The sequence below is a fragment of the Hoeflea sp. genome (assembly GCF_984452065.1).
On the sequence record NZ_CFHWAF010000019.1, the window covers coordinates 24,650 to 43,629 of the forward strand.

The 18,980-nt window shown below is 62.1% G+C and carries 18 protein-coding genes; 8 read left to right on the plus strand and 10 right to left on the minus strand.

Features of this window, described 5'->3' with window-relative positions; genetic code table 11:
• Positions 1-69 precede the first annotated feature (69 nt).
• The 7 genes from AC5E6N_RS05775 to AC5E6N_RS05805 form a co-directional block, all read right to left on the minus strand.
• Complete coding sequence (locus AC5E6N_RS05775; RefSeq protein WP_491746923.1) at positions 70-1,548, minus strand: mannitol dehydrogenase family protein; 1,479 nt, start codon at positions 1,546-1,548, stop codon at positions 70-72.
• Complete coding sequence (locus AC5E6N_RS05780) at positions 1,536-2,306, minus strand: L-iditol 2-dehydrogenase (RefSeq protein ID WP_491746924.1); 771 nt, start codon at positions 2,304-2,306, stop codon at positions 1,536-1,538. Before AC5E6N_RS05780 ends, AC5E6N_RS05775 begins: the two co-directional genes overlap by 13 nt.
• Entirely contained in the window at positions 2,303-3,307 is a 1,005-nt protein-coding gene (locus AC5E6N_RS05785; RefSeq protein WP_491746925.1) for an ABC transporter ATP-binding protein, read from the minus strand. Before AC5E6N_RS05785 ends, AC5E6N_RS05780 begins: the two co-directional genes overlap by 4 nt.
• An 11-nt stretch (positions 3,308-3,318) precedes the next feature.
• Positions 3,319-4,149: a carbohydrate ABC transporter permease gene (locus AC5E6N_RS05790; RefSeq protein ID WP_491687893.1), complete on the minus strand. Its 831-nt coding sequence runs from the start codon at positions 4,147-4,149 to the stop codon at positions 3,319-3,321.
• Between the two features lie 11 nt (positions 4,150-4,160).
• Positions 4,161-5,039 carry a carbohydrate ABC transporter permease gene (locus tag AC5E6N_RS05795; RefSeq protein WP_491746926.1) on the minus strand — a complete coding sequence of 293 codons (879 nt, stop codon included), beginning with the start codon at positions 5,037-5,039 and terminating at the stop codon, positions 4,161-4,163.
• A gap of 154 nt (positions 5,040-5,193) precedes the next feature.
• Positions 5,194-6,495: an ABC transporter substrate-binding protein gene (locus AC5E6N_RS05800; protein ID WP_491746927.1), complete on the minus strand. Its 1,302-nt coding sequence runs from the start codon at positions 6,493-6,495 to the stop codon at positions 5,194-5,196.
• A 99-nt stretch (positions 6,496-6,594) separates the two neighbouring features.
• Complete coding sequence (locus AC5E6N_RS05805; protein WP_491746928.1) at positions 6,595-7,626, minus strand: LacI family DNA-binding transcriptional regulator; 1,032 nt, start codon at positions 7,624-7,626, stop codon at positions 6,595-6,597.
• A 258-nt stretch (positions 7,627-7,884) separates the two neighbouring features.
• Here AC5E6N_RS05805 and AC5E6N_RS05810 point away from each other — a divergent pair, with 258 nt between their 5' ends.
• The 3 genes from AC5E6N_RS05810 to AC5E6N_RS05820 are packed head-to-tail and all read left to right on the plus strand — an operon-like array spanning position 7,885 to position 10,523.
• The gene (locus AC5E6N_RS05810) at positions 7,885-9,156 is read left to right on the plus strand and encodes an NAD(P)/FAD-dependent oxidoreductase (RefSeq protein WP_491746929.1); all 1,272 of its coding nucleotides are present in this window, start codon (positions 7,885-7,887) and stop codon (positions 9,154-9,156) included.
• A gap of 51 nt (positions 9,157-9,207) precedes the next feature.
• Positions 9,208-10,146, plus strand: a complete 939-nt coding sequence (locus AC5E6N_RS05815) for an acetolactate decarboxylase (RefSeq protein WP_491746930.1) — start codon at positions 9,208-9,210, stop codon at positions 10,144-10,146.
• A 26-nt stretch (positions 10,147-10,172) separates the two neighbouring features.
• Entirely contained in the window at positions 10,173-10,523 is a 351-nt protein-coding gene (locus AC5E6N_RS05820) for a GNAT family N-acetyltransferase (RefSeq protein ID WP_491746931.1), read from the plus strand.
• A 53-nt stretch (positions 10,524-10,576) separates the two neighbouring features.
• Here AC5E6N_RS05820 and AC5E6N_RS05825 read toward each other — a convergent pair whose 3' ends face one another.
• Positions 10,577-11,785 (minus strand): hydantoinase/carbamoylase family amidase, encoded by a 1,209-nt coding sequence (locus tag AC5E6N_RS05825; protein ID WP_491746932.1) that lies wholly within the window; start codon positions 11,783-11,785, stop codon positions 10,577-10,579.
• A 271-nt stretch (positions 11,786-12,056) separates the two neighbouring features.
• On the opposite strand from AC5E6N_RS05825, the gene AC5E6N_RS05830 reads away from it, so the two are divergent.
• From AC5E6N_RS05830 to AC5E6N_RS05845, 4 genes are read left to right on the plus strand one after another with little or no spacing between them, the layout of a single operon-like run.
• Positions 12,057-12,578 carry a hypothetical protein gene (locus tag AC5E6N_RS05830; protein ID WP_491746933.1) on the plus strand — a complete coding sequence of 174 codons (522 nt, stop codon included), beginning with the start codon at positions 12,057-12,059 and terminating at the stop codon, positions 12,576-12,578.
• Positions 12,575-14,911, plus strand: a complete 2,337-nt coding sequence (locus tag AC5E6N_RS05835) for a hypothetical protein (RefSeq protein ID WP_491746934.1) — start codon at positions 12,575-12,577, stop codon at positions 14,909-14,911. The genes AC5E6N_RS05830 and AC5E6N_RS05835 overlap by 4 nt, the downstream gene beginning before the upstream one ends.
• A 39-nt stretch (positions 14,912-14,950) precedes the next feature.
• Positions 14,951-15,304: a fumarylacetoacetate hydrolase family protein gene (locus tag AC5E6N_RS05840; protein ID WP_491746935.1), complete on the plus strand. Its 354-nt coding sequence runs from the start codon at positions 14,951-14,953 to the stop codon at positions 15,302-15,304.
• Positions 15,301-16,065 (plus strand): cyclase family protein, encoded by a 765-nt coding sequence (locus AC5E6N_RS05845; RefSeq protein WP_491746936.1) that lies wholly within the window; start codon positions 15,301-15,303, stop codon positions 16,063-16,065. Before AC5E6N_RS05840 ends, AC5E6N_RS05845 begins: the two co-directional genes overlap by 4 nt.
• A gap of 139 nt (positions 16,066-16,204) precedes the next feature.
• Here the strand turns inward: AC5E6N_RS05845 and AC5E6N_RS05850 are convergent, their stop codons facing one another.
• Complete coding sequence (locus AC5E6N_RS05850) at positions 16,205-17,005, minus strand: hypothetical protein (protein WP_491746937.1); 801 nt, start codon at positions 17,003-17,005, stop codon at positions 16,205-16,207.
• Between the two features lie 585 nt (positions 17,006-17,590).
• A complete protein-coding gene (locus AC5E6N_RS05855; RefSeq protein ID WP_491746938.1) occupies positions 17,591-18,061 on the minus strand; it encodes a GFA family protein in 471 nt (156 codons plus the stop codon).
• Positions 18,062-18,227: 166 nt separating this feature from the next.
• On the opposite strand from AC5E6N_RS05855, the gene AC5E6N_RS05860 reads away from it, so the two are divergent.
• The gene (locus AC5E6N_RS05860) at positions 18,228-18,644 is read left to right on the plus strand and encodes a VOC family protein (RefSeq protein WP_491746939.1); all 417 of its coding nucleotides are present in this window, start codon (positions 18,228-18,230) and stop codon (positions 18,642-18,644) included.
• Positions 18,645-18,980: the final 336 nt, after the last annotated feature.

Sequence of the window (18,980 nt, forward strand, 5' to 3'; positions counted from 1 at the left end):
GCCGCGCCGCCAAATCCTGCAGTTTTATGGTTTTCAGAAGCTTGCAAATCGCCTTGGACGGCTGGATGGTCAGCCTTCAATATATATGCGGATGGCGTTGGCGCTTCCGCCATACCAGATCATGGAGAGCCATCGCTCGAACGACCGGACAAATTGCTCCGCGTCGATCAGATCACCGTAAAACTGGCTTTGTTCGAGCCAAGCCGCCGGGCGCTGGCGCGCAGTGGCGGCAGCGGCCTGCAATTCACTCCAGAACGGGTCGTTCGGCTCGATGACCGACCCGTCCTCACGGGTGCCCTCGCACATGCGCGCCCACAGCGCCTCAACCAGGGCAAGGCCTTCGACAGGGGTGCCGGCGGCGAGGCCGTCGCGCAGGATCGGCAACACAAAACCGGTGTGCCGTGACGAGCCGTCAAAGGCAACGCGGCGCGTGGTATCGACGATTGCAGGATTGGAGAAGCGGCGGTCGATGAGGTCGATATAGTCGCCCGGCGTCATGCCGGGCACCGGCTTGACATGCGGCGCGATCTCTTCGCTCTGAACCTTGCGGAACAGTCCGTTGACAAGCGGATGCGCCATACAGTCGGCGATGGTATCGAGCGAAAGGACTTCGCCGGGGTTCGCCACGATCTGGTGCCCTGCATTGAGGGTCCGGATCTTCATGGCCTCATAGTCATGGACATTGTTCGTGATAATCGCCCCTACCCGGTCCCAATCCGGGCGCCCGGCGCAGAAATCGTCTTCAATGACCCATTGACGGTATTTCTCATGGGTCACCGGAACATGATCGTCAATGCCGAGGCCGCGCACCAGATCGAGCTCCTTCTCGCCCGTCGTCGGGACGATGCAATCCACCATGGAATTGGGAAAACTGCCATGCGCGTCGATCCAGTCAGCAAGCTCCGGATCGCTCAGCCTTGCAAGCGAGACGACCGTCTGGCGCAGGATGACGCCATTGGCCTGAAGATTGTCGCAGCTCTGCCCGGTGAACGGTGCGAGACCGCGCCGGCGGCGTATACCCAGAGCCGCGACCATTGCACCAAATGCGGTGCGCGGGGCCTGAGGATTGGCCGCATCATGCACCATATCGGGATGCCCTGCATCGAAGCTGCCGCTTGCCGGGTCCAGATAGTACCCGCCCTCCGTAACGGTCAGCGTCACGATACGGATCGCCGGATCCGCCATTTGCTCGATGAGCGCCCGGTTGCCCTCTTCAACCGGGATGTAGTCGGTCACCGAGCCGATCACCTCGGCGGACAGGCCTGACGGGTCCAGTTCGATCAAGGTCGTCAGGCAGTCCTGGGCAAGAAGCTTCTCGCGCTGCAGCGCGTCGCGCGGGCGAACGCCGGCGCCGATGATCGACCAGTCCTGAGACAGCCCCAGATCGAAGAGCCGATGGAGATACCAGGCCTGATGTGCGCGGTGAAAGTTTCCAAGCCCGATATGCACGATACCCGGCCTCAGCGCGGACCGGTCATAACGCGGCACTCTTACCTTTTCCGGCAGGCTCGACAGCGTCGCGTCCGAAAGCGGCGTCAGCTCATCCATTGTCCACCATCGACATTGTAGGTCTGGGCGACAACATAGTCGGCCTCCTCGCTGGCCAGGAATACGGCCATGCCCGTCAGGTCCTCCGGCCTGCCCATGCGGCCGTAGGGCACCGCCTCGCCCACCTCCTTCTTCTTCTGTCCCGGGCGCTTGTTCTCGTATTTGGCAAAAAAGGCGTCCACACCGTCCCAATGCTCGCCGTCGACGACACCCGGGGCGATGGCATTCACATTGATCCCGTGCCGGATGAGATCGAGCCCCGCAGATTGCGTCAGGCTGATGATTGCCGCCTTTGTGGCGCAATAGACGGCGACAAGCGCCTCGCCGCGGCGGCCCGCCTGGCTCGCCATATTGATGATCTTGCCCCCACCGCGGGCGATCATGTGCCTGGCCACGGCCTGCATGGTGAACAGCGTACCGCCGACATTGATGTCGAAAAGCCGCTGATAATCGTCCCGTTCGATCTCGGCGATCGGCGCGGCGGCAAAGACGGCGGCGTTGTTGACGAGAATATCGATCCCGCCAAGCCCGCCGATCGTCTCTTCCACCGCATCCTCGATACTGTCCTGGCGCGTGACGTCCATATGCACGGCGATGGCCGCATCACCGATATCGGCGGCCTCGCGGCGCGCCCTCTCGATATCGATATCGGCGATGGCGACACGCGCACCCTCGCCGGCATAGGCCTTTGCGAACGCCAGCCCGATACCCCGGGCCGCGCCGGTGATCAGCGCCGTTTTACCGTCGAGCCGTTTCATCCGATGCGCAAACCCTCGGAGTCGAATTTCTGGATCTGGTCGGGGCGCGGCGTCAGGTGAATACGATCGCCGTGCTTGAAGCTGACTTCACCGGGGGCGCGAACGGTCACCGTTTCGGCAAGGCCGGTTTCATGGATATGAAAGAAGGTGTCGGATCCGAGATGTTCGGCAACGCCGATCGTTCCCTGCCAGGTGCCCTCCCCGTGCGCGACATCGATGTGTTCGGGCCGCACACCGATGGTGCGCGCATCGTGTTTCGCCGCCTCCGGCCCATCGATGAGGTTCATCTTCGGCGAACCGATGAAGCCGGCAACGAAGAGATTGGCCGGTTTGCGGTAAAGCTCCAGCGGCGAGCCGACCTGCTCGATATGGCCGGCGCGCAGGACGACGATCTTGTCGGCCATGGTCATGGCCTCGACCTGGTCGTGGGTCACATAGATCATCGTGGTTTCGAGACGATTGTGCAGTTCGCTGATTTCCAGACGCATCCCGACGCGAAGCGCGGCATCCAGATTGGACAAAGGCTCGTCGAACAGGAAGGCCGCCGGCTCGCGCACGATGGCGCGGCCGATGGCGACACGCTGGCGCTGCCCGCCCGACAGTTGGCCGGGCCGACGGTCGAGATAGTCGGTCAGGTTGAGTGCTGCGGCGGCCTGTTCGATGCGGCGGTCCTGCTCGGCCTGGTCGATCCTGGCCATGCGCATCGGGAAGGCGATGTTCTTGCGCACGCTCATATGCGGATAAAGCGCATAGGACTGGAACACCATCGCCAGACCGCGCTTGGCGGGCGGGATTTGCGTGGCGTCGGTGCCATCGATCCTGATGGTGCCGGAGGTGACGTCCTCAAGCCCGGCAATCAGACGCAATAGCGTGGACTTGCCGCACCCCGACGGGCCGACGAAGACGGTGAACTCGCCGTCCTCAATCGTCAGGTCCAGCGGCGGGATCACCTCGACATCACCGAACCTCTTGGTGACCTTTTCAAGTTTGATCTGTCCCATGATGTGGCTCCTTATTTGACCGCGCCGAAGGTGAGACCGCGCACGAGCTGTTTCTGGCTGAACCAGCCGAGGATCAGGATCGGTGCGATGGCCATGGTCGAGGCTGCCGACAGCTTGGCGTAGAACAGGCCCTCGGGGCTGGAATAGCTGGCAATGAATGCGGTCAGCGGCGCGGCGTTGGCGGCCGTCAGGTTGAGCGTCCAGAACGCCTCGTTCCAGGCCAGAATGATGTTGAGGAGAATCGTCGACGCGATGCCGGGCACCGCCATCGGCGTCAGGATATAGAGAATCTCCTCCTTCAGGCTCGCCCCGTCCATGCGGGCCGCCTCGAGGATTTCACCGGGGATTTCCCGAAAGTAGGTGTAGAGCATCCAGACGATAATCGGCAGGTTGATGAGCATCAACACGAGTGTCAGGCCGACGCGGGTATCAAGCAGTCCCAACTGGATGAACAGCAGATAAATCGGATAAAGAACACCCACGGCCGGCAGCATCTTCGTTGAAAGCATCCACAGCAGAATGTCCTTGGTCCGCTTCGACGGCACAAAGGCCATCGACCACGCCGCCGGCACCGCGATGACGATGCCCAGCAGCGTCGAACCGCCGGCGATAATGACCGAGTTCCACAGGAAGCGGAGATAGTCGGAGCGTTCCTGCACGACGGCGTAGTTCTCGAGCGTCCAGTCAAAAAACAGGAAGACCGGCGGATCGCTGATTGCCTGGGCTTCCGTCTTGAAGCTGGTCAGGACCGTCCACAGGATGGGAAAGAAGATCAGCAGGCCGACCAGCCAGGCCAGCGCGGTGTTGAACGCCTTACGATTGGTGGTGACAGCTCGGGCCATGATCTATCTCCTTATGCGTCCAGGTTCTTGCCGACGATGCGCATCAGGAAGAGCGCAACGATGTTGGCGAGTATGATGGCGTAAATGCCACCGGCCGAACCCAGGCCGACATTCTGGCTCTCCAGCACCCGCTGGAAGATCAGGTAGGTCAACGTCTTGGTGCCAAACGCGCCGCCCGTCGTGACGAAGATCTCAGCGAAGATCGACAACAGAAAAATTGTCTGGATCAGGATGACGATGGTGATCGCGCGGCTCAGGTGCGGCAGAATGATGAACCTGAAGCGCTTCAGCGGCGGCGCGCCGTCCATTTCGGCCGCTTCAAGCTGCTCGCGGTCGAGCGACTGGATCGCGGTCAGCAGGATCAGCGTCGCAAATGGCAGCCATTGCCAGCTGACGATCATGATCAGCGACGGAAGAGCCGCCTGACTCAGCCATTCCACGGGCGTGGCGCCGAATGCCGTCCAGACATATGACAGCAGACCGTTGTTGGGATCCATGAACATGTTCTTCCACACCAGGGCCGACACCGTGGGCATGACAAAGAACGGTGCGATCACGAGAATGCGGACGATGCCCTGGCCCCACATCGGCTGATCCAGCAACATGGCCAGCAGGACGCCGAGGACCACAGTGACGACCAGCACGCCGCCGACGATGATCAGCGTCGCCTGGATGCTGGGCCAGAAGGAACTGGAGCCGACGAAGCGGACGTAATTTGCAAACCCCACCCATTCCAGCCCGTTGGCCATGGAGTCGCCCCGAAGCGGGAGATACTTCTTGAATGAAAAGAACAGCGTCATCGTCAGGGGCACCAACATCCAGCCCAGAAGCAGGATTACTGCCGGTGCCATCATGAAGCGGGCTGCTGAACGGGAATGTTGGGTCGCCATGACAAACCTCCTGTGTTGACGCACTGTGGCGCCAGTTCAGACGATCGGTAAAGGGTTTCGCAGCTTTATTGAGCTGAAGCGCGGTCAGTTCCGGTGTGCCGGAGGGCGGCGGCGCAGGCGCCACCCTCCGGACTTGCCTCAGGAGGAGGAGGCGTTAGCGGTAGCCTGCCGCTTCCATCGCGTCATTGGTCAGCGCCTGCGCCTTTTCCAGCGCTTCTTCCACGGATTGCTGACCCGCATAGGCTGCGGAGAACTCCTGGCTGACTTCCGTCGCAATTCCGGCAAACTCAGGAATGGCGACAAACTGGATGCCGACGTAGGGAACCGGCTTGACCGTCGGATTGTTCGGATCGGCGGCCAGAATGGATTCAAGGGTCATCCTGGCAAACGGGATGTCCTTGTAGTTCGCATTCTCATACAGCGACGTGCGTGCGCCCGGAGGCACGTTGGCCCAGCCTTCTTTGCCGGCAACCAGTTCGATGTAGTCGTTCGAGGTTGCCCATTCGATGAACTCCTTGGCGGCCTCGGCTTTCTGGGTGCCCGCAGGGATCGCCAGCGCCCAGGCCCAGAGCCAGTTCGACTTCTTGTCGACGCCTTCGCTGTTCGGCGCCAGCGCGAAGCCGACCTTGTCGGCCACGGTGGAGTCGTCCGGGTTGGTCACGAAGGACGCAGCGACGGTGGCGTCGATCCACATGCCGCACCTGCCCTGCTGAAACAGCGACAGGTTCTCGTTGAAGCCGTTGGTCGCATAGCCGGCGGGACCGGACTCGTTCATCATGTCGACAAAGAAATTGAGGGCGTTTGCCCATTCCGGCTGATCGAACTGTGCGTTCCAGTCCTCGTCGAACCAGCGCGCGCCGAAAGAGTTGGCGGTGACCGTGATGAGAGCACCGCCTTCACCCCAGCCTGCCTTGCCGCGCAGGCAGATCCCGTTGATGTCATTGTCGCGATCCGTCATGGCTTTCGCGGCCTCGCGGATAAACTGCCAGGTCGGCGCGTCCGGCATTTCCAGGCCGGCTTTTTCCATCAGGTCGGTGCGGTACATGATCATCGAGCTTTCGCCGTAAAACGGCGCGGCATAGAGCGTTCCGTCATGGCTGAGACCGGCGCGCATCGCGGGAAGCAGGTCATCGACATTGTACTCGGCGCTCAAATTGTCCAGCGGAACGAGCCAGCCGTTCTTGCCCCAGATCGGCGTCTCGTACATGCCGATCGTCATGATGTCGAAGGCACCGCCCTTCGTTGTGATGTCTGTGGTGACGCGCTGGCGCAGTACGTTCTCTTCAAGTGTGACCCACTCGACTTCGTGGCCGGTTTTCTGCGTGAAATCATCGGTCAGACCCTGCATGCGGATCATGTCGCCGTTGTTGACAGTGGCAATGGTCAGCGTTTCGGCAAGCGCAGTGCCCGTCATCAGCAGCGCGGCGGCAGTCGCAAAAGATGTCTTGGAATACATCCGTTTCCTCCCTTGAATTGGATATATCGATGCAAGCTAGGGAAAAATGCAACTCCGGTCAAGGAAAAACTTTACGCGCGTATAGTTTTAAAGTGTGGCTCAAGCGGAAGACCTGAGGACAAGCCTCGCGGAATAAAGCGTTTCCGTCCGTTTGCTGAACCGGCCACCGGCTTCGATCAGTTCAATCAACGTGCTGAAGGTTTTATTGGCCACCGCGTCGTAATCATGCGCGGCGGTGGTCAGCGACGGACAGGTAAAGCGCGAAAAGGGATGATCGTCCATTGACGCGACCCGCAGGTCGCAGCCCTCTTGCCTGCCGATCCTGATACCTTTTTCGTAACAGGCCGACAGCAGTCCGATAGCCAGACGATCGTTGCTGCACAATACCGTGTTGCCCGGGAAACCTTCCGCCTCCAGCACCCGGAGGGCGCCCTGGCGGCCGATTTCCTCGAAACTCCAGTCCTTGCCTTCGACCTTGACGATCCGAGGCTCGGCGCCGGCCTTTTTCATGATCTCAAGGTAAGCCAGGCGGCGCTTGTTGGCATTGGGGTTTGCCGGGGTACGCATCTCGAAAAAGCAGGGAGGTTCGCCGGTCCGCACCAGATAGTCCACCGTCTGGGACACGAAGCTGAAATTGTCCGATCCGACAAAGGCTTCACCGATGCCCTGGATGTTGCTGTCGAACAGGACCGTCGGAACAGCAGCGCAAAACTCTTCTATCTTGAGCCGGTTTGAGCTTCTGCCCAGCGGCGCCAGCAGAACCCCCGCCGGCTTCAGCGACCGCAGGCCGTCAAGTATGTCGGTCTCATAGTCCGGGACACCGTGCGAACTGAAAAGGATGGGGGAAAACCCTGCATCGATGCAGCGACGCTCGAGGTTGCGGGCTATCTCTGCGAAGAAGGGGTCGGCCAGGTAAGGCACGACGATACCGACATTCTTCGTCAACTGCCTGTTCTGGTTCATCGCAAAGATATTCGGGCGATAATCGTATTTTTCGATCGCCGCCTCGATCCGCTCGCGGGTCGACTGGCGCACGCTGTTCGGATCGTTGAAGTATTTCGACACGGTTGGCCGGGAGATGCCGCTGACACCGGCAAACTCTTCCATGTTTCTGATCTTGCTGCCGCCCATGTCCCGACTGTCCTTCCCTTGCTTGAGATCGGCTGCCCAAAGCCTTCCCGGTTTCGGCGCGTCCAGGAAATTTTACAAGGCCTTTCCGCGCGTAAAGTTCATTTTTTACATTAAGGACGGCGGCGGCCACAGGTCAAGTCACCGGCCGGCGAACCATTCCACGGCAACTGCCCTTGACGCCATGCTGCACCGCATTCAAATGGTAAAGGAGATGCGCCGTTGCGGCGCGCACGGTGCCAGCGACAGAGGGGTGATATCATGCCGATCAAGGACGTGGTGATCGTCGGCGCCGGTTTCGGCGGCCTGTCGGCAGCGAAGGAACTTGCCGGAGCACCCGTCAAAGTCACCCTCATCGACCAGCAGAACCATCATCTGTTTCAGCCGCTGCTTTACCAGGTCGCGACGGCGGCGCTGACGCCGGCCGAGATTGCCGTGCCGATCCGCAACGTGCTGCGCCGGCAGCGCAATGCCGAAGTGCTGATGGATCGGGTCGAGAATATCGATGTCGAGGCCGGTGCCGTCGTCACCGATAGCGGACGCACCGTACCCTATGACGCCCTCGTCGTCGCGACGGGCGCGCAGCACAGCTATTTCGGCAAGGATGACTGGGCCCGCCACGCGCCGGGCCTGAAGACGCTGAACGATGCGCTTGGCCTCAGGGAGCGCATCCTTTTGGCATTCGAGCAGGCCGAGATGGCGGTTGCGGACGATCCCGGGGCGGCCGAGCGGTTCCAGACCTTCGTCGTCATCGGCGCCGGGCCGACCGGGGTCGAACTGGCCGGCGCCATTGCCGAACTCGCCAACTCCGTCATGCGGGATTTCCGCCATATCGACGGCGCCGACAACAGGATCATCCTGCTTGAAGGCGGGCCGCGTGTCCTGCCCTCCTTTGCCGAGGACCTCTCGGAGCGGGCCATACGCGATCTTGGCGATCTCGGCGTCGAGGTCAGGACCGACACGATGGTCACGGACATTGCCGCCGGACATGTCGCGACCGATCAGGGCGACATCCGCACCGAAACCGTCATCTGGGCGGCCGGCGTGCAGGCATCGCCCGCCGGCGCCTGGCTCGGCCTGCCGGTGGACCGCAGCGGCCATGTCGAGGTGGACGCGACGCTGAGACCGAAGGGCATCGACAATATCTATGTCATCGGCGATACCGCCAGGCACGAAGCCGGCGGGGCCGCCCTGCCCGGTATCGCGCCGGTCGCCAAGCAGATGGGGCAATATGTCGGCCGCCGGCTGTCACGACTGGCGAAGGGCCAGAAGCCGCCGTCCGGCTTCCGCTACAGGGATGCCGGGGCGCTCGCCACGATCGGCCGCAACCGGGCCGTTGCCGATATTTTCGGGCTGAAGGTGAAGGGCTTCGCCGGCTGGCTTTTGTGGGGCACGGCGCATGTCTATTTCCTGATCGGCTTCCGCAACCGGCTTTTCGTCATGCTGCACTGGCTGTGGCAATACCTCACCTGGCAGCGCGGCGTCCGCCTCATCATGCATCACGAGCCGGCGGCGGACAGCGAAAAGAGTTAGAGCGAGATGTTTGACGCCTTCAGAACCGGGCCCTGAACATGGCCCGTCAGAATGGTGGTCTGCACGACGCCCGCGCCTTTGCGGGGGATAATCGGCGCTCTTCTGCTTGCCCGTTTCAACGCCAGCGTGCATGATGGCGGCGACACCGGAGACCGCCAGCCCATGCCGACCGTTCCCATGCCCACCGTTGCCCCGCGAATGCTCTTGACCGCCGCGTTTGCCTGCCTGGCATCGTTTCATGTCTTGCTTCATCCGGCAACCGACGCACTTGCCGAGGATGACGACATTTCCGCGGTCGGCCCGCGCACGACGCTCTTTTTGTTCGGGCCGCAACTGCCGTTCATGTTCGACATCAAGGGGCAGCGGCTGGACTTCCGGTGGAGCGACCTTGCGCCCTATGGCAATACCGGCCTTGGCGCGCTGGAAAACGGCTCGGGCATGGTGATCGGCATCGATCGTGAATTCTGGGTCGCGGACGAGACGGATCCCGTGCCGCGGCCGCTGACGGAGGAGATCACGCCGTCGGGCCTTGTCGCGACCTTCATTCCCGACAACAGCGTGGATATCGAGGCGAGCCTCGATCTGCAGGTGCTGCAGGCAATCCTCGACGACGCGTTCGGCAACACCGGCACCTATGCCTACATGTTCCGCCTCACCGGCATCGTCGACGCGCTGGCCTATCAACTGACAAGCCCGCCGCCCGGCGGGGCGGTTATCGAGGCCATTGCCGAGGGCGACAGCCAGGCCGCGATGACCATCGGAACGGAAAAACTCCTGATTGAGAACCAGGCCGTCACGCTGATCGGGCTGCGCGCGCCCGCCTATATGAACGGCGTGCTTCAAGTGCCCTATCGCATCCACTTCATCGCCGACGACAAAAGCGCGCTCGGTCTCGTCACGGACCTGCTGGCCGACAATCTGAAGCTGGAATGGACGCGTGTCGATGCGATCAATATCCGTATGTGGGACGTGAAGGCCGCGGCGCAGTAGTCCGCGTCGCGGCTTATGGTGTCGATATGGCCGACAGCATCACGATCGGCGAAGGCACGCACGAAGACGCCGCAATCATCGAATCCCGGCTTCTGGACGCATTGCGGCGCGCATTGCCCCAGTCGGTCAATAGCGGTTTTGTGCTTTGCGCGAGGACGCGGGACGCTGACCTTGTCGCGGGCCTGAGCGTGTCGACATCCTATGGCTGGGCGGTCGTCAGGACATTATGGGTCGCGGATGGTTTTCGCGGCGCCGGACTTGCCCGCGCGCTGATGCGCGAGGCGGAGGAACGGGCTGTTGCCCTCGGCTGCCACGGTGTCTGGCTCGACACGTCCAACCCGGTCGCCCGCACACTTTATGAGAGCCTCGGTTACTAGACGTTTGGAGAACTGGCCAACGGGCCGGGCCTGCGGACAGATAAGCCGGCGGCCTAACGCGCCATGGCCGCCGTCTGCGCCAGAATACGGGCTCCCAGAACCAGATCTTCCTCTCTGGTGTCCTCCGAAAAATCATGGCTGACGCCGCCGATGGAGGGAACGAAGAGCATGGCGACCGGCATCAGTCGCGCGACATTGTTGGCATCGTGCAGCGCGCCGGACGGCATGCGGCGCCAGCGTTGCGGCGCGAGCCTTTGCGCCGTCGCCTCCAGTTGCTCGCGCAAAGGACCGCCGATCGGCGTCGGCGGGATCGAGAGATAGCCCGCATGCGTGCACTCCAGGCCGCCATCGTCCGCAACGCTGGCCGCGGCCTGACGAATGACGGCCTCCATACGGTCCAGCCTTGCCTCCTCGGCGTCGCGCCATTGCACGCTGAATTCCGCCACACCGGGGACGATGGATGCTGCGCCGGGTTGCAGCGCGACATGTCCGATGGTCCAGACGGTGTCCGGTGTGACGATTTTCGCCAGTTCCGCGTTGATCCTGCCGGCGAAGGCGACGAGCCCCTGGAAAGCGTCCCTGCGCATCGCCATCGGTGTCGTGCCGGCATGGTTCTGCTCGCCGGTGAAAGAGAACCGCAGGTCGCGTATGCCGACGATGTGATCGACGACGCCGACCGTCTCATCGCTCCGGTCAAGCACCGGCCCCTGCTCGATATGGGCTTCGATAAAGCCCAGAAAACGATCGGCGCGGACAAAGTCGCGGGCGCACAGATCGGCCATCGCACCCCTTGCGCCGGCGAAACTGTTGCCCTCCACATCGGTCAGCCGGTCGGCTTCGGCCAGATCCAGCGCGCCGGACCAGACGCGGCTGCCGGTCAGCCCGCCGAAGCGGCCTTCCTCGTCCTGAAAGGAGACCACGGCCAGCGGCGGTCCGCCGGCTTCGATCGACGCCCTCGCCGCCTCAAGGCCGGCGATCACGCCGAAAGCCCCGTCGAGCCAGCCGCCCTGCGGCTGCGAATCGGTGTGCGAGCCAAGAAGCAGACAGGCGTCATCGTCGGCGGGAAGACCGAAGAGGTTGCCCACCGGGTCGAACACCGGATTGAGCCCGGCATCGGCCATGCGCCCGGCAAGCCACCGGCGCGACTCGATATCGGCCAGCGAGAAGGCGGGCCTGACAACGCCCGTCCCGCATGCGCCGAACGAACGCAGGCGGTGCAGGTCTTCCAGGAATCTCGCCGGGTTGACGGCAATCTCGGGCATGGGCGTTTCTTACTGTATTCGCAGTCCGCGGAACAGAGCGAAACGCTGTGTCCGGCCGGCAACGCCATGGCGTTGCCATCACATCGAGGCGGACCGCGTGCGCCGCCGTTAATTGACAGTGCGTTTGGCGGGCCGCTACAGTTTTTGCGGACTGAAAATCAGTAAAGGGCGGGCACGCGCGGCACGGCACCAAACCGGATGCGGAAATCCGGTGCGGCATGTTCCGCAGTCACCTCGCCGATCAACGTTTCGCGGACCGAGGAGTGCTGTAATGCGATTTCGTTTCCTGACGGTTGTACCCGTGATTGTCATGGGTTTGAGTAGTGCGGGCGCGCATGCCCAGGACGCGGGATCGTCTGCCGAGCAGCCCGATTTCGTGATCAAGGTTCCGGTGCGCTTCGACAATCTGCACAAGGACATCACCGGCACCTATGTCCATTGCGAGGCCTATTCGCCGGATTACCAGTATGGCGGCAATCAGGCGACACCGGCGCGCGCGTCCTCCGGCGACCTCGGAACCGACGATTTCGACAGTGTTGTGGAAATGGAGCTTTCGGTGCGCGACTACTGGGACCCGGACGATACCACCGAAATCGTCTGCGAAATGTCGTTCAACGTCAAAACCGATCGCGGCGTGGAGCGTATCGATTCGCAGCTCTACGGACCGACAACCGCCTTCGGGCGCGACCGCAGCGCCTGCCGGCATGAGGTGGAGTGGCTGCGGGCGGCCTGCACCGAGAAGGACACCGAGGCGCTCGGCCTGATCCGGCACAAGTTCAACGAAACGGAATGACGTTCTTTCACAAGGCGGCCGCCGCCCTGGCGCTGGCGCTGCTCTTATGCATCACGGTCCCGCTTCGCGCCGAGGACGACATTGTCGCGGATGGCGGTGCCTGCGCGGGCCTTGGAGAGATGTCGGGCGTTTACCGAACCTCGGACGGCGGCGTCGAGGCGAAGTGGACGTTCGGCGCCGGCACAGGCGCGGTCAAGCCCGGCGACCCCTTTGCCGCCGAGCATACCTATCTTCCGGCGACCGAACGGCTTGGCGAAGGACCGCATTTTTTCCTCTTCGGTCAGGTCGGTGAGGACTGCACCTCGATCTCCGGAACCTGGCGCGCGCTGTTTTCACCGAGCGGCAGTGCACGGCTCATGTCCGGCGCGTTCACCGCGTCGATCGCGCCGGGCACGATCACCGTTGTCAATGCCGATGACGATCCACAGCAGGCTCACGGCTGGCTGGGGCTGAATTATCGCCGGAGCGCCCTGCCGGAGGCGGTTCTCGTCGATCTTCGGCAACGGCTGGAATTTCACGGGCCGGATCACCGCGCCCGTAATACCGAACTTTCCGAGCGACTGGCATTTTCCGGCGCGCGCCCGGCAAAGCGGTCTCTTGTCTTGCCGGGCGCGCTCAGCTTCCGCGGCGAGCCGCCTATGAGCCGACACATCCTGTTTGCCGAGAGCCTGGCCTTTTACGGCGAGAGCGACCATGTTCGCAGGATCGCAATTGCGACAGGCCTTTCCTTTGGCGGCAAACCGGTGTCCACGCAAACCGTGCCGGTGGCGCAGGCCCTGTCCTTTTCGGGCAGGCTGGCGGCAGCGCGGACCGTGGTGCTGGATCAACCGCTCGCCTTTCGCGGCAAACCGCATGTCATCCGCACAATCGATCTGACGGAAACCCTGTGGTTTTCCGGCAAACCGCACCGGATCCGGACGATCACCTTTGAGGACAGGCTGATATTTGTCGGCAAACCACTGCGCAGCCTTGCGCTCGTACTGACCGACACACTGGTCTTTGCGGGCGATGCCGTAGAGACCCGTTCGGTCGCGCCAATACAGGGCCTGCGGTTTTCGGGGACGGAACGGCGGCCCACAGTGATCGCGCTTTCCCGGTCTCTTCAGATACATGGCCTCCGCCCCGGCACACGCGCCGTCGGGCTCTCACGGGCCCTTTCCTTCAACGGTGCGCGCGAACGCAACCGGCGTGTCGCGTTCGAGGCTCCGCTGGTCTTCAGCGGACCGCGCTTCGCAAGCCGCACCGTGGATGTCGGAACCGGACTTTTCTTCGGGGGCGCCAGCCGCCGGACGCAGCAGATCGCCCTGCCCGCGGCGCTGGAGTTTGCCGGCAAAGCGATCCGCTCGCGCGTCGTGGCGCTGGGACAAGTCCTCGAATTTCACAGCGGCGGCGAACCGGTTGAAACATCGATCGTGCTGGAGGGGCTTGCGCCGACCGGCGCGGGCCCCTGCGGCGATGCGCTCGATACCGGGCTGAAAGTGCTCGATATCGACCGGAGCCTGCCGGAAACGTCAGAAGGAATTACCGCCGACTACATTCAAAGGCTGCGATCCGCCTTCGCGCCCTATCAGGCCTACGCGTCCAACGCGCTGGAACGGCAGGCCGAGTGCATGGAGACACGGCTTGCCGAGTTCCGCCGCCTGACCGATGGCGGCACGCATGACCAATGGCTTCAGACGCCGGCCTTCAACGCCGAGACCTTCTACACCAACCAGATCACGGCGACGCGCAACGCGGCGCTCTATCTGCGCCAGATCGCCTTCGAACTCGAGGCGATCGAAGGGATATTGCGGGACGAGGAGCAGTTTCACTCCTTCGGCGGCGTCGACGAGCCTGAAGCGGCGAATTTCGGCCTGGTCAGCGAAAACGGCGCCGAGCCGAGCGCCGAGGGCAGCGATGTGATGTCCATGCGGGATTTCGAACTGATGGCCAAACACATCCCGGCCAATGCCGAAGCGCTCACCGCCCAGCGTAATCTCTATCTTCAGCGCAAGCTCGCGCTCCGCTTCGGATATCTGGAGGACCTTCTGCCGCGGACCATTAAGGGCCTTGCCGACTGGACACAGGTCGACGGCTATGTGAAAGGCCGCTTCCTGCCGCAGGTCACCGCGGCCGTCGACGCCCGGCTGGATGAATTGAGGCTGGCGGCGGGCGAAGGCACGGACCTTGCCATGCCGCAGGATGAATTTGCGTCCCACGCGCGCGCATTCTCCAACCTCACCCAGGTCACCGGCAACCGGATCAGCGGCGATTCCTTTGAAGACTTCATGAGCGGCAAGGTCCGCAATAACGACTTCGACCCATGGCCGGATCCAGAAGCCATCCAGCGCTGATGCGGGTCATTTTTTAAAGCCGGGACCAGGGAGGCACTTTTGAAACTGAGACGGGTCAGCACCGACGACGGACCGCGCATCGAAGCGCTTCATGACGGCCAATGGGTCCGACTTGGCGACCTTCATTCGCTGGAGGAACTGACGCGCGGGCATGGGGCAGCGGGCGATGCGACCTGCCCCTCCGCCGGCATGCATTATTCCCTGGGCGCCGCCATCGCCCAGGCATCGAAGGGCGAGGCGTTGCATCCGGGCGAACTCTTCGGATCGGGCACGCCGCCGGTCGGCAGCGGCATGGAAAACGGCCACTGGCTGAAGCCCGGCGACCGGCTGTCGCTCAAGATCGCGGAGATCGGCATTCTGACCAATACCATTGCACGAGGAACCGACCGATGACCGTTGTCGATCTGACAAAACCGATCCGGTACAATCCGGACGATCCGTCCTTCATGAAGGTGAAGATCAAGCACAAGCCGCATCGCATCGGGCGCTGGCTGGTGCGGGCTCTCGGCCTGCCCTTCAAGCTGATGCCGACCGATTTTGTCGGCTGGGCTGACGACACGATCACCAAGATGAGTGTTCACAGCACCACCCATATCAATGCGCCCTGGCATTACGGGGAGACCAGCGGCGGCGCGCCGGCGCAGACCATCGAGGAAATCCCGCTCGACGAGTGCATCGGGCCGGGCCTCGTGCTCGACATGACACACAAGCAGGACGGCGACCCGATCACGGCGGCCGATATGGAAGAGGCGCTGGCAAAATCCGGCGGCACGATCGGTCCCGGCACCATCGTGCTCATCCGCACCGGCCGCGATCAGTTTCTCGGAACGAAGGACTACTGGAAGCGCGGAACCGGCATGAGCGCCAAGGCAACCGACTGGCTGCTCGACAAGGGCGTCACCATCACCGGCATCGACCAATGGGGCTGGGACGTGCCGTTCCACTACCAGATCGCCCGATCCAAGGCGGAGGGCCGGCGCGACATCTTCTGGGAAGGCCACCGGGTCGGCCAGAAACGCCCCTATTGGCACATGGAGCAGCTCACCAATCTGGCGGCCCTGCCCCCGCACGGCTTCAAGGTCTGCGTCTTCCCCCTCAAACTCGTCGGCGCATCGGCCGCGCCTGCAAGGGTTGTCGCGTTGCTGGACGATTAGGGTGTGTGCCGGCTCACGGCGGACTGGCGATGATCACCTTCTCAAAGGATCTGCGTGATTGACGCCTCGACAGTGTCGGCTCGCTATGCGGTTTGTTTCGCTGTAACAAAAGCATCGACACGGAAGCAAAGGAACATGATCAGATACGAAATGCATCGAGGCGGGCACTCAGTTCCTCCTCTTTGGCGCACACGTCAGCGATATCGCCTGCCAGAAGGGTGGCAAGCGGCGTATCGGCACTCGGATCAGTAGCGTCAAGGCGCTGTGTGACGAACTCAATCGCTGTCATGGTGTCGGTGAAGCGCCGATGCAGCACTGGTTCGTGGTGCGCCAGTCGGTTCCGCGACTGATAGAGCTGTTCAAGTTGAGTAGCGACTGCGGCGCGCGACAAGCTCTTGTCGGGAAAGGTTCGCTTCAGGGTGGTGCGCCAAAGGGTCTGGTCGTATTCAGGACCGTAGAGTCGCTTCCAAAAATACAATGTCAGCTCGGCGATGACCTTGCCTTCGGTAACAACAATGTGCCGCCGACGATCCTTTGCTCGGCGTAGGTGCGAGGTGTTGGCAGGGCGGCCATGCGGATAAGCGAGCACGTCCAACCGCGCTTTCTCGGCTTGGCTCAATTTTGCGTACTCTGCCCGCTTCGCGCTATCAACCGCCGTTTTGATCTTATTGCGTTCCGGCTCCCGCCATTGAAAAGCGACGGGTGGCTGCTGCAACCAGTTCGGCACGCTGAAATGGCGGCTTAAATTCTCCGCGACCGTATTCCGTAGGGCGATCTCGATTGTCGCCGTCACGTTCATAAGGGAGGAGCCAAGTTGCAAAGTTGCTTGGTGCAGCTCGATGGCGGTTTCCGGCGAGCCGGTCAGCGCGGTGAGGGATGCGAGACGGTCGGCGGAAAGGATAACCGTCAACTTGGGCACATGAGACGGATTGATCGGCATTGACGCGCAGCCCTCTATTCCTTATATTGACAGATGAAAAGTCGGGACTAGATCGGCAGTTGTTTCGGACAACGGATCCCCGGCTTCCCATTTAGAGGCACCCTTCGGGGTGCCTCGCTCGATTCTGGGGGTAAAGACACTGTTTGAAAACCATATTCAAGCAGTCTGAAGGATGCAAAAGTCAACAATCTTATACAACATCCGCAAAAAACCCGACGATCAGGCGTTCCACGTCGCGGACCACCTTTGATTGCGCCTCGGGTCCGCGCACCAGCGACACGCTCAAGCTGCGAAGCGGCGGCATTGCGGCCTCCCGGCCAAGCACCCTCATCAGCCCGGCCTCCGCATTTTCGGCGAGACCCGCCGCTATTTCGATACCGGCGTGCTAAAAAGCGCCCCCCGAATCGTCCGGGCGTGGTCGCTTCCCTCACCCCAGATGATGATCGGCAAGGGGGCCATCTCATGCAGGTCTACCACCCCAGGCCCTATCCAGACCCCATCACGAACGCACTCAATGCAGGCAAAACGGACGTTTGCGCGTTCAGTTCGAATGTCAGCTGACGCGTGCGATCGCTTGTTCCCGTGTCACGGCTTCTGGTTGGAGACCACCCTCGCATTCCAGGCATCATGTTCCGCGACCGTATCGCTGTCCGGTTCGGGCAACCTGCCGATATCATCGGCGAAGGTGCAGGCGTAGCGATGGTTTATCTGCAAGGTCGGCGGTGCGCGTTCGGGATCGTCAAGAGTGCCGGTGGCAATCTCGATCTGGTCGTCATCGAAATTCTCCAGTGTCAAAGGGGTGCCGCAATCGCCGCAAAACCCTCTTTGACTGATATTGGAGCTCGCGAACAAACGTCTTGTGCCACGCGTCCACTTCAATCCGTGTGCGATAACCAATGGTGCATAGAAGGCTCCAAAAGCCCGCTGACACATGCGACAGTGGCACACGGAAGAACGTCCGAGCGATGCAACGCTGTAACGCACCGCTCCACATTGGCACCCACCCGAAATTTCTTCCACTTCAGCCATGGCTCGAACGTCGCATCTGCGCTGCATTGTGTCCAGACAGGGCTTCCACGTACCTCGTGCCTGGCGTCCGCGCCCATATCGGCTTTAGAGGAGCGTTCAACAAAAGGTCGTTTGTCGGGCGGACAGTGTGTTAGCCTGCTGTGGCGCGGTTATCTCGTTGCAATAACCAGACTTCCGGAAAGGAACACGCAGCATGATTGCCTACGTCACCGTCGGCGCCGATGACATCGCTCGCGCGAAACGGTCTTACTGCGCATTCCTGCCGGCTCTTGGTTACGAACTCGAGGAGGGTCCTGAGGGCCTGAGCTGCGCACTGCCCCAGCAACCGGGCCAGTCCGTCGCTCTGCCTGATCTTTACGTCAAGCCACCCTTCGATGGAGGTCCCGCCTCGGCGGGTAACGGAACTATGATCGCGTTCGAGGCGCGCAATCAAAAGCAGGTTCGTGACCTTCACGCCGCCGCGCTTGCCGCAGGCGGCTTTGACGAGGGCCGGCCGGGCTTTCGTGCCTCGTATGGACCGCATTTTTATGTCGGCTACCTTCGCGATCCTCAAGGCAACAAGATCGCATTGTTCTCCAGCGATCCAAACGAACCCGGACGGGACGGATAAGGCGGGTTTCACGGGCAACGAAAGCGCATGGTTCGCGCTCCGGACCCGGCCGTGTTTCCGGCAAAGATGTAACAAAGTCCGGGTCAGACTTGCCACTACATCGCGGTCTCCAGGTTCTTCAGATCCGTGATCAGGTCCGGGCCTTTCGGCTCCCAGCCCAGTTGCGCCCTTGTTCAGGCGCTGCTGGCCGGCAAATGGGGCGAACCAGCCGAAATGATCGTCCATCTCACCCGGTGAAAGGGAGACGGCCGGCAGTTCCTCGACGGCAATCTCGGATGCCACGCGGGGATTGGGGTGATCTGCGTTGCAGACCGCCTCGGTTGCCGGCAGGGTTTT

Bases quoted from the DNA above. Each gene is read 5' to 3' on its own strand.
- AC5E6N_RS05835 (WP_491746934.1), top strand. From the start codon at position 12,575: ATGACGTTCTTTCACAAGGCGGCCGCCGCCCTGGCGCTGGCGCTGCTC.
- AC5E6N_RS05855 (WP_491746938.1), bottom strand. From the start codon at position 18,061: ATGCAGCGCAGATGCGACGTTCGAGCCATGGCTGAAGTGGAAGAAATT.
- AC5E6N_RS05825 (WP_491746932.1), bottom strand. From the start codon at position 11,785: ATGCCCGAGATTGCCGTCAACCCGGCGAGATTCCTGGAAGACCTGCAC.
- AC5E6N_RS05780 (WP_491746924.1), bottom strand. From the start codon at position 2,306: ATGAAACGGCTCGACGGTAAAACGGCGCTGATCACCGGCGCGGCCCGG.
- AC5E6N_RS05795 (WP_491746926.1), bottom strand. From the start codon at position 5,039: ATGGCGACCCAACATTCCCGTTCAGCAGCCCGCTTCATGATGGCACCG.
- AC5E6N_RS05850 (WP_491746937.1), bottom strand. From the start codon at position 17,005: ATGCCGATCAATCCGTCTCATGTGCCCAAGTTGACGGTTATCCTTTCC.
- AC5E6N_RS05800 (WP_491746927.1), bottom strand. From the start codon at position 6,495: ATGTATTCCAAGACATCTTTTGCGACTGCCGCCGCGCTGCTGATGACG.
- AC5E6N_RS05790 (WP_491687893.1), bottom strand. From the start codon at position 4,149: ATGGCCCGAGCTGTCACCACCAATCGTAAGGCGTTCAACACCGCGCTG.
- AC5E6N_RS05815 (WP_491746930.1), top strand. From the start codon at position 9,208: ATGGTGGTCTGCACGACGCCCGCGCCTTTGCGGGGGATAATCGGCGCT.
- AC5E6N_RS05810 (WP_491746929.1), top strand. From the start codon at position 7,885: ATGCCGATCAAGGACGTGGTGATCGTCGGCGCCGGTTTCGGCGGCCTG.
- AC5E6N_RS05845 (WP_491746936.1), top strand. From the start codon at position 15,301: ATGACCGTTGTCGATCTGACAAAACCGATCCGGTACAATCCGGACGAT.
- AC5E6N_RS05860 (WP_491746939.1), top strand. From the start codon at position 18,228: ATGATTGCCTACGTCACCGTCGGCGCCGATGACATCGCTCGCGCGAAA.
- AC5E6N_RS05830 (WP_491746933.1), top strand. From the start codon at position 12,057: ATGCGATTTCGTTTCCTGACGGTTGTACCCGTGATTGTCATGGGTTTG.
- AC5E6N_RS05775 (WP_491746923.1), bottom strand. From the start codon at position 1,548: ATGGATGAGCTGACGCCGCTTTCGGACGCGACGCTGTCGAGCCTGCCG.
- AC5E6N_RS05785 (WP_491746925.1), bottom strand. From the start codon at position 3,307: ATGGGACAGATCAAACTTGAAAAGGTCACCAAGAGGTTCGGTGATGTC.
- AC5E6N_RS05820 (WP_491746931.1), top strand. From the start codon at position 10,173: ATGGCCGACAGCATCACGATCGGCGAAGGCACGCACGAAGACGCCGCA.
- AC5E6N_RS05805 (WP_491746928.1), bottom strand. From the start codon at position 7,626: ATGGGCGGCAGCAAGATCAGAAACATGGAAGAGTTTGCCGGTGTCAGC.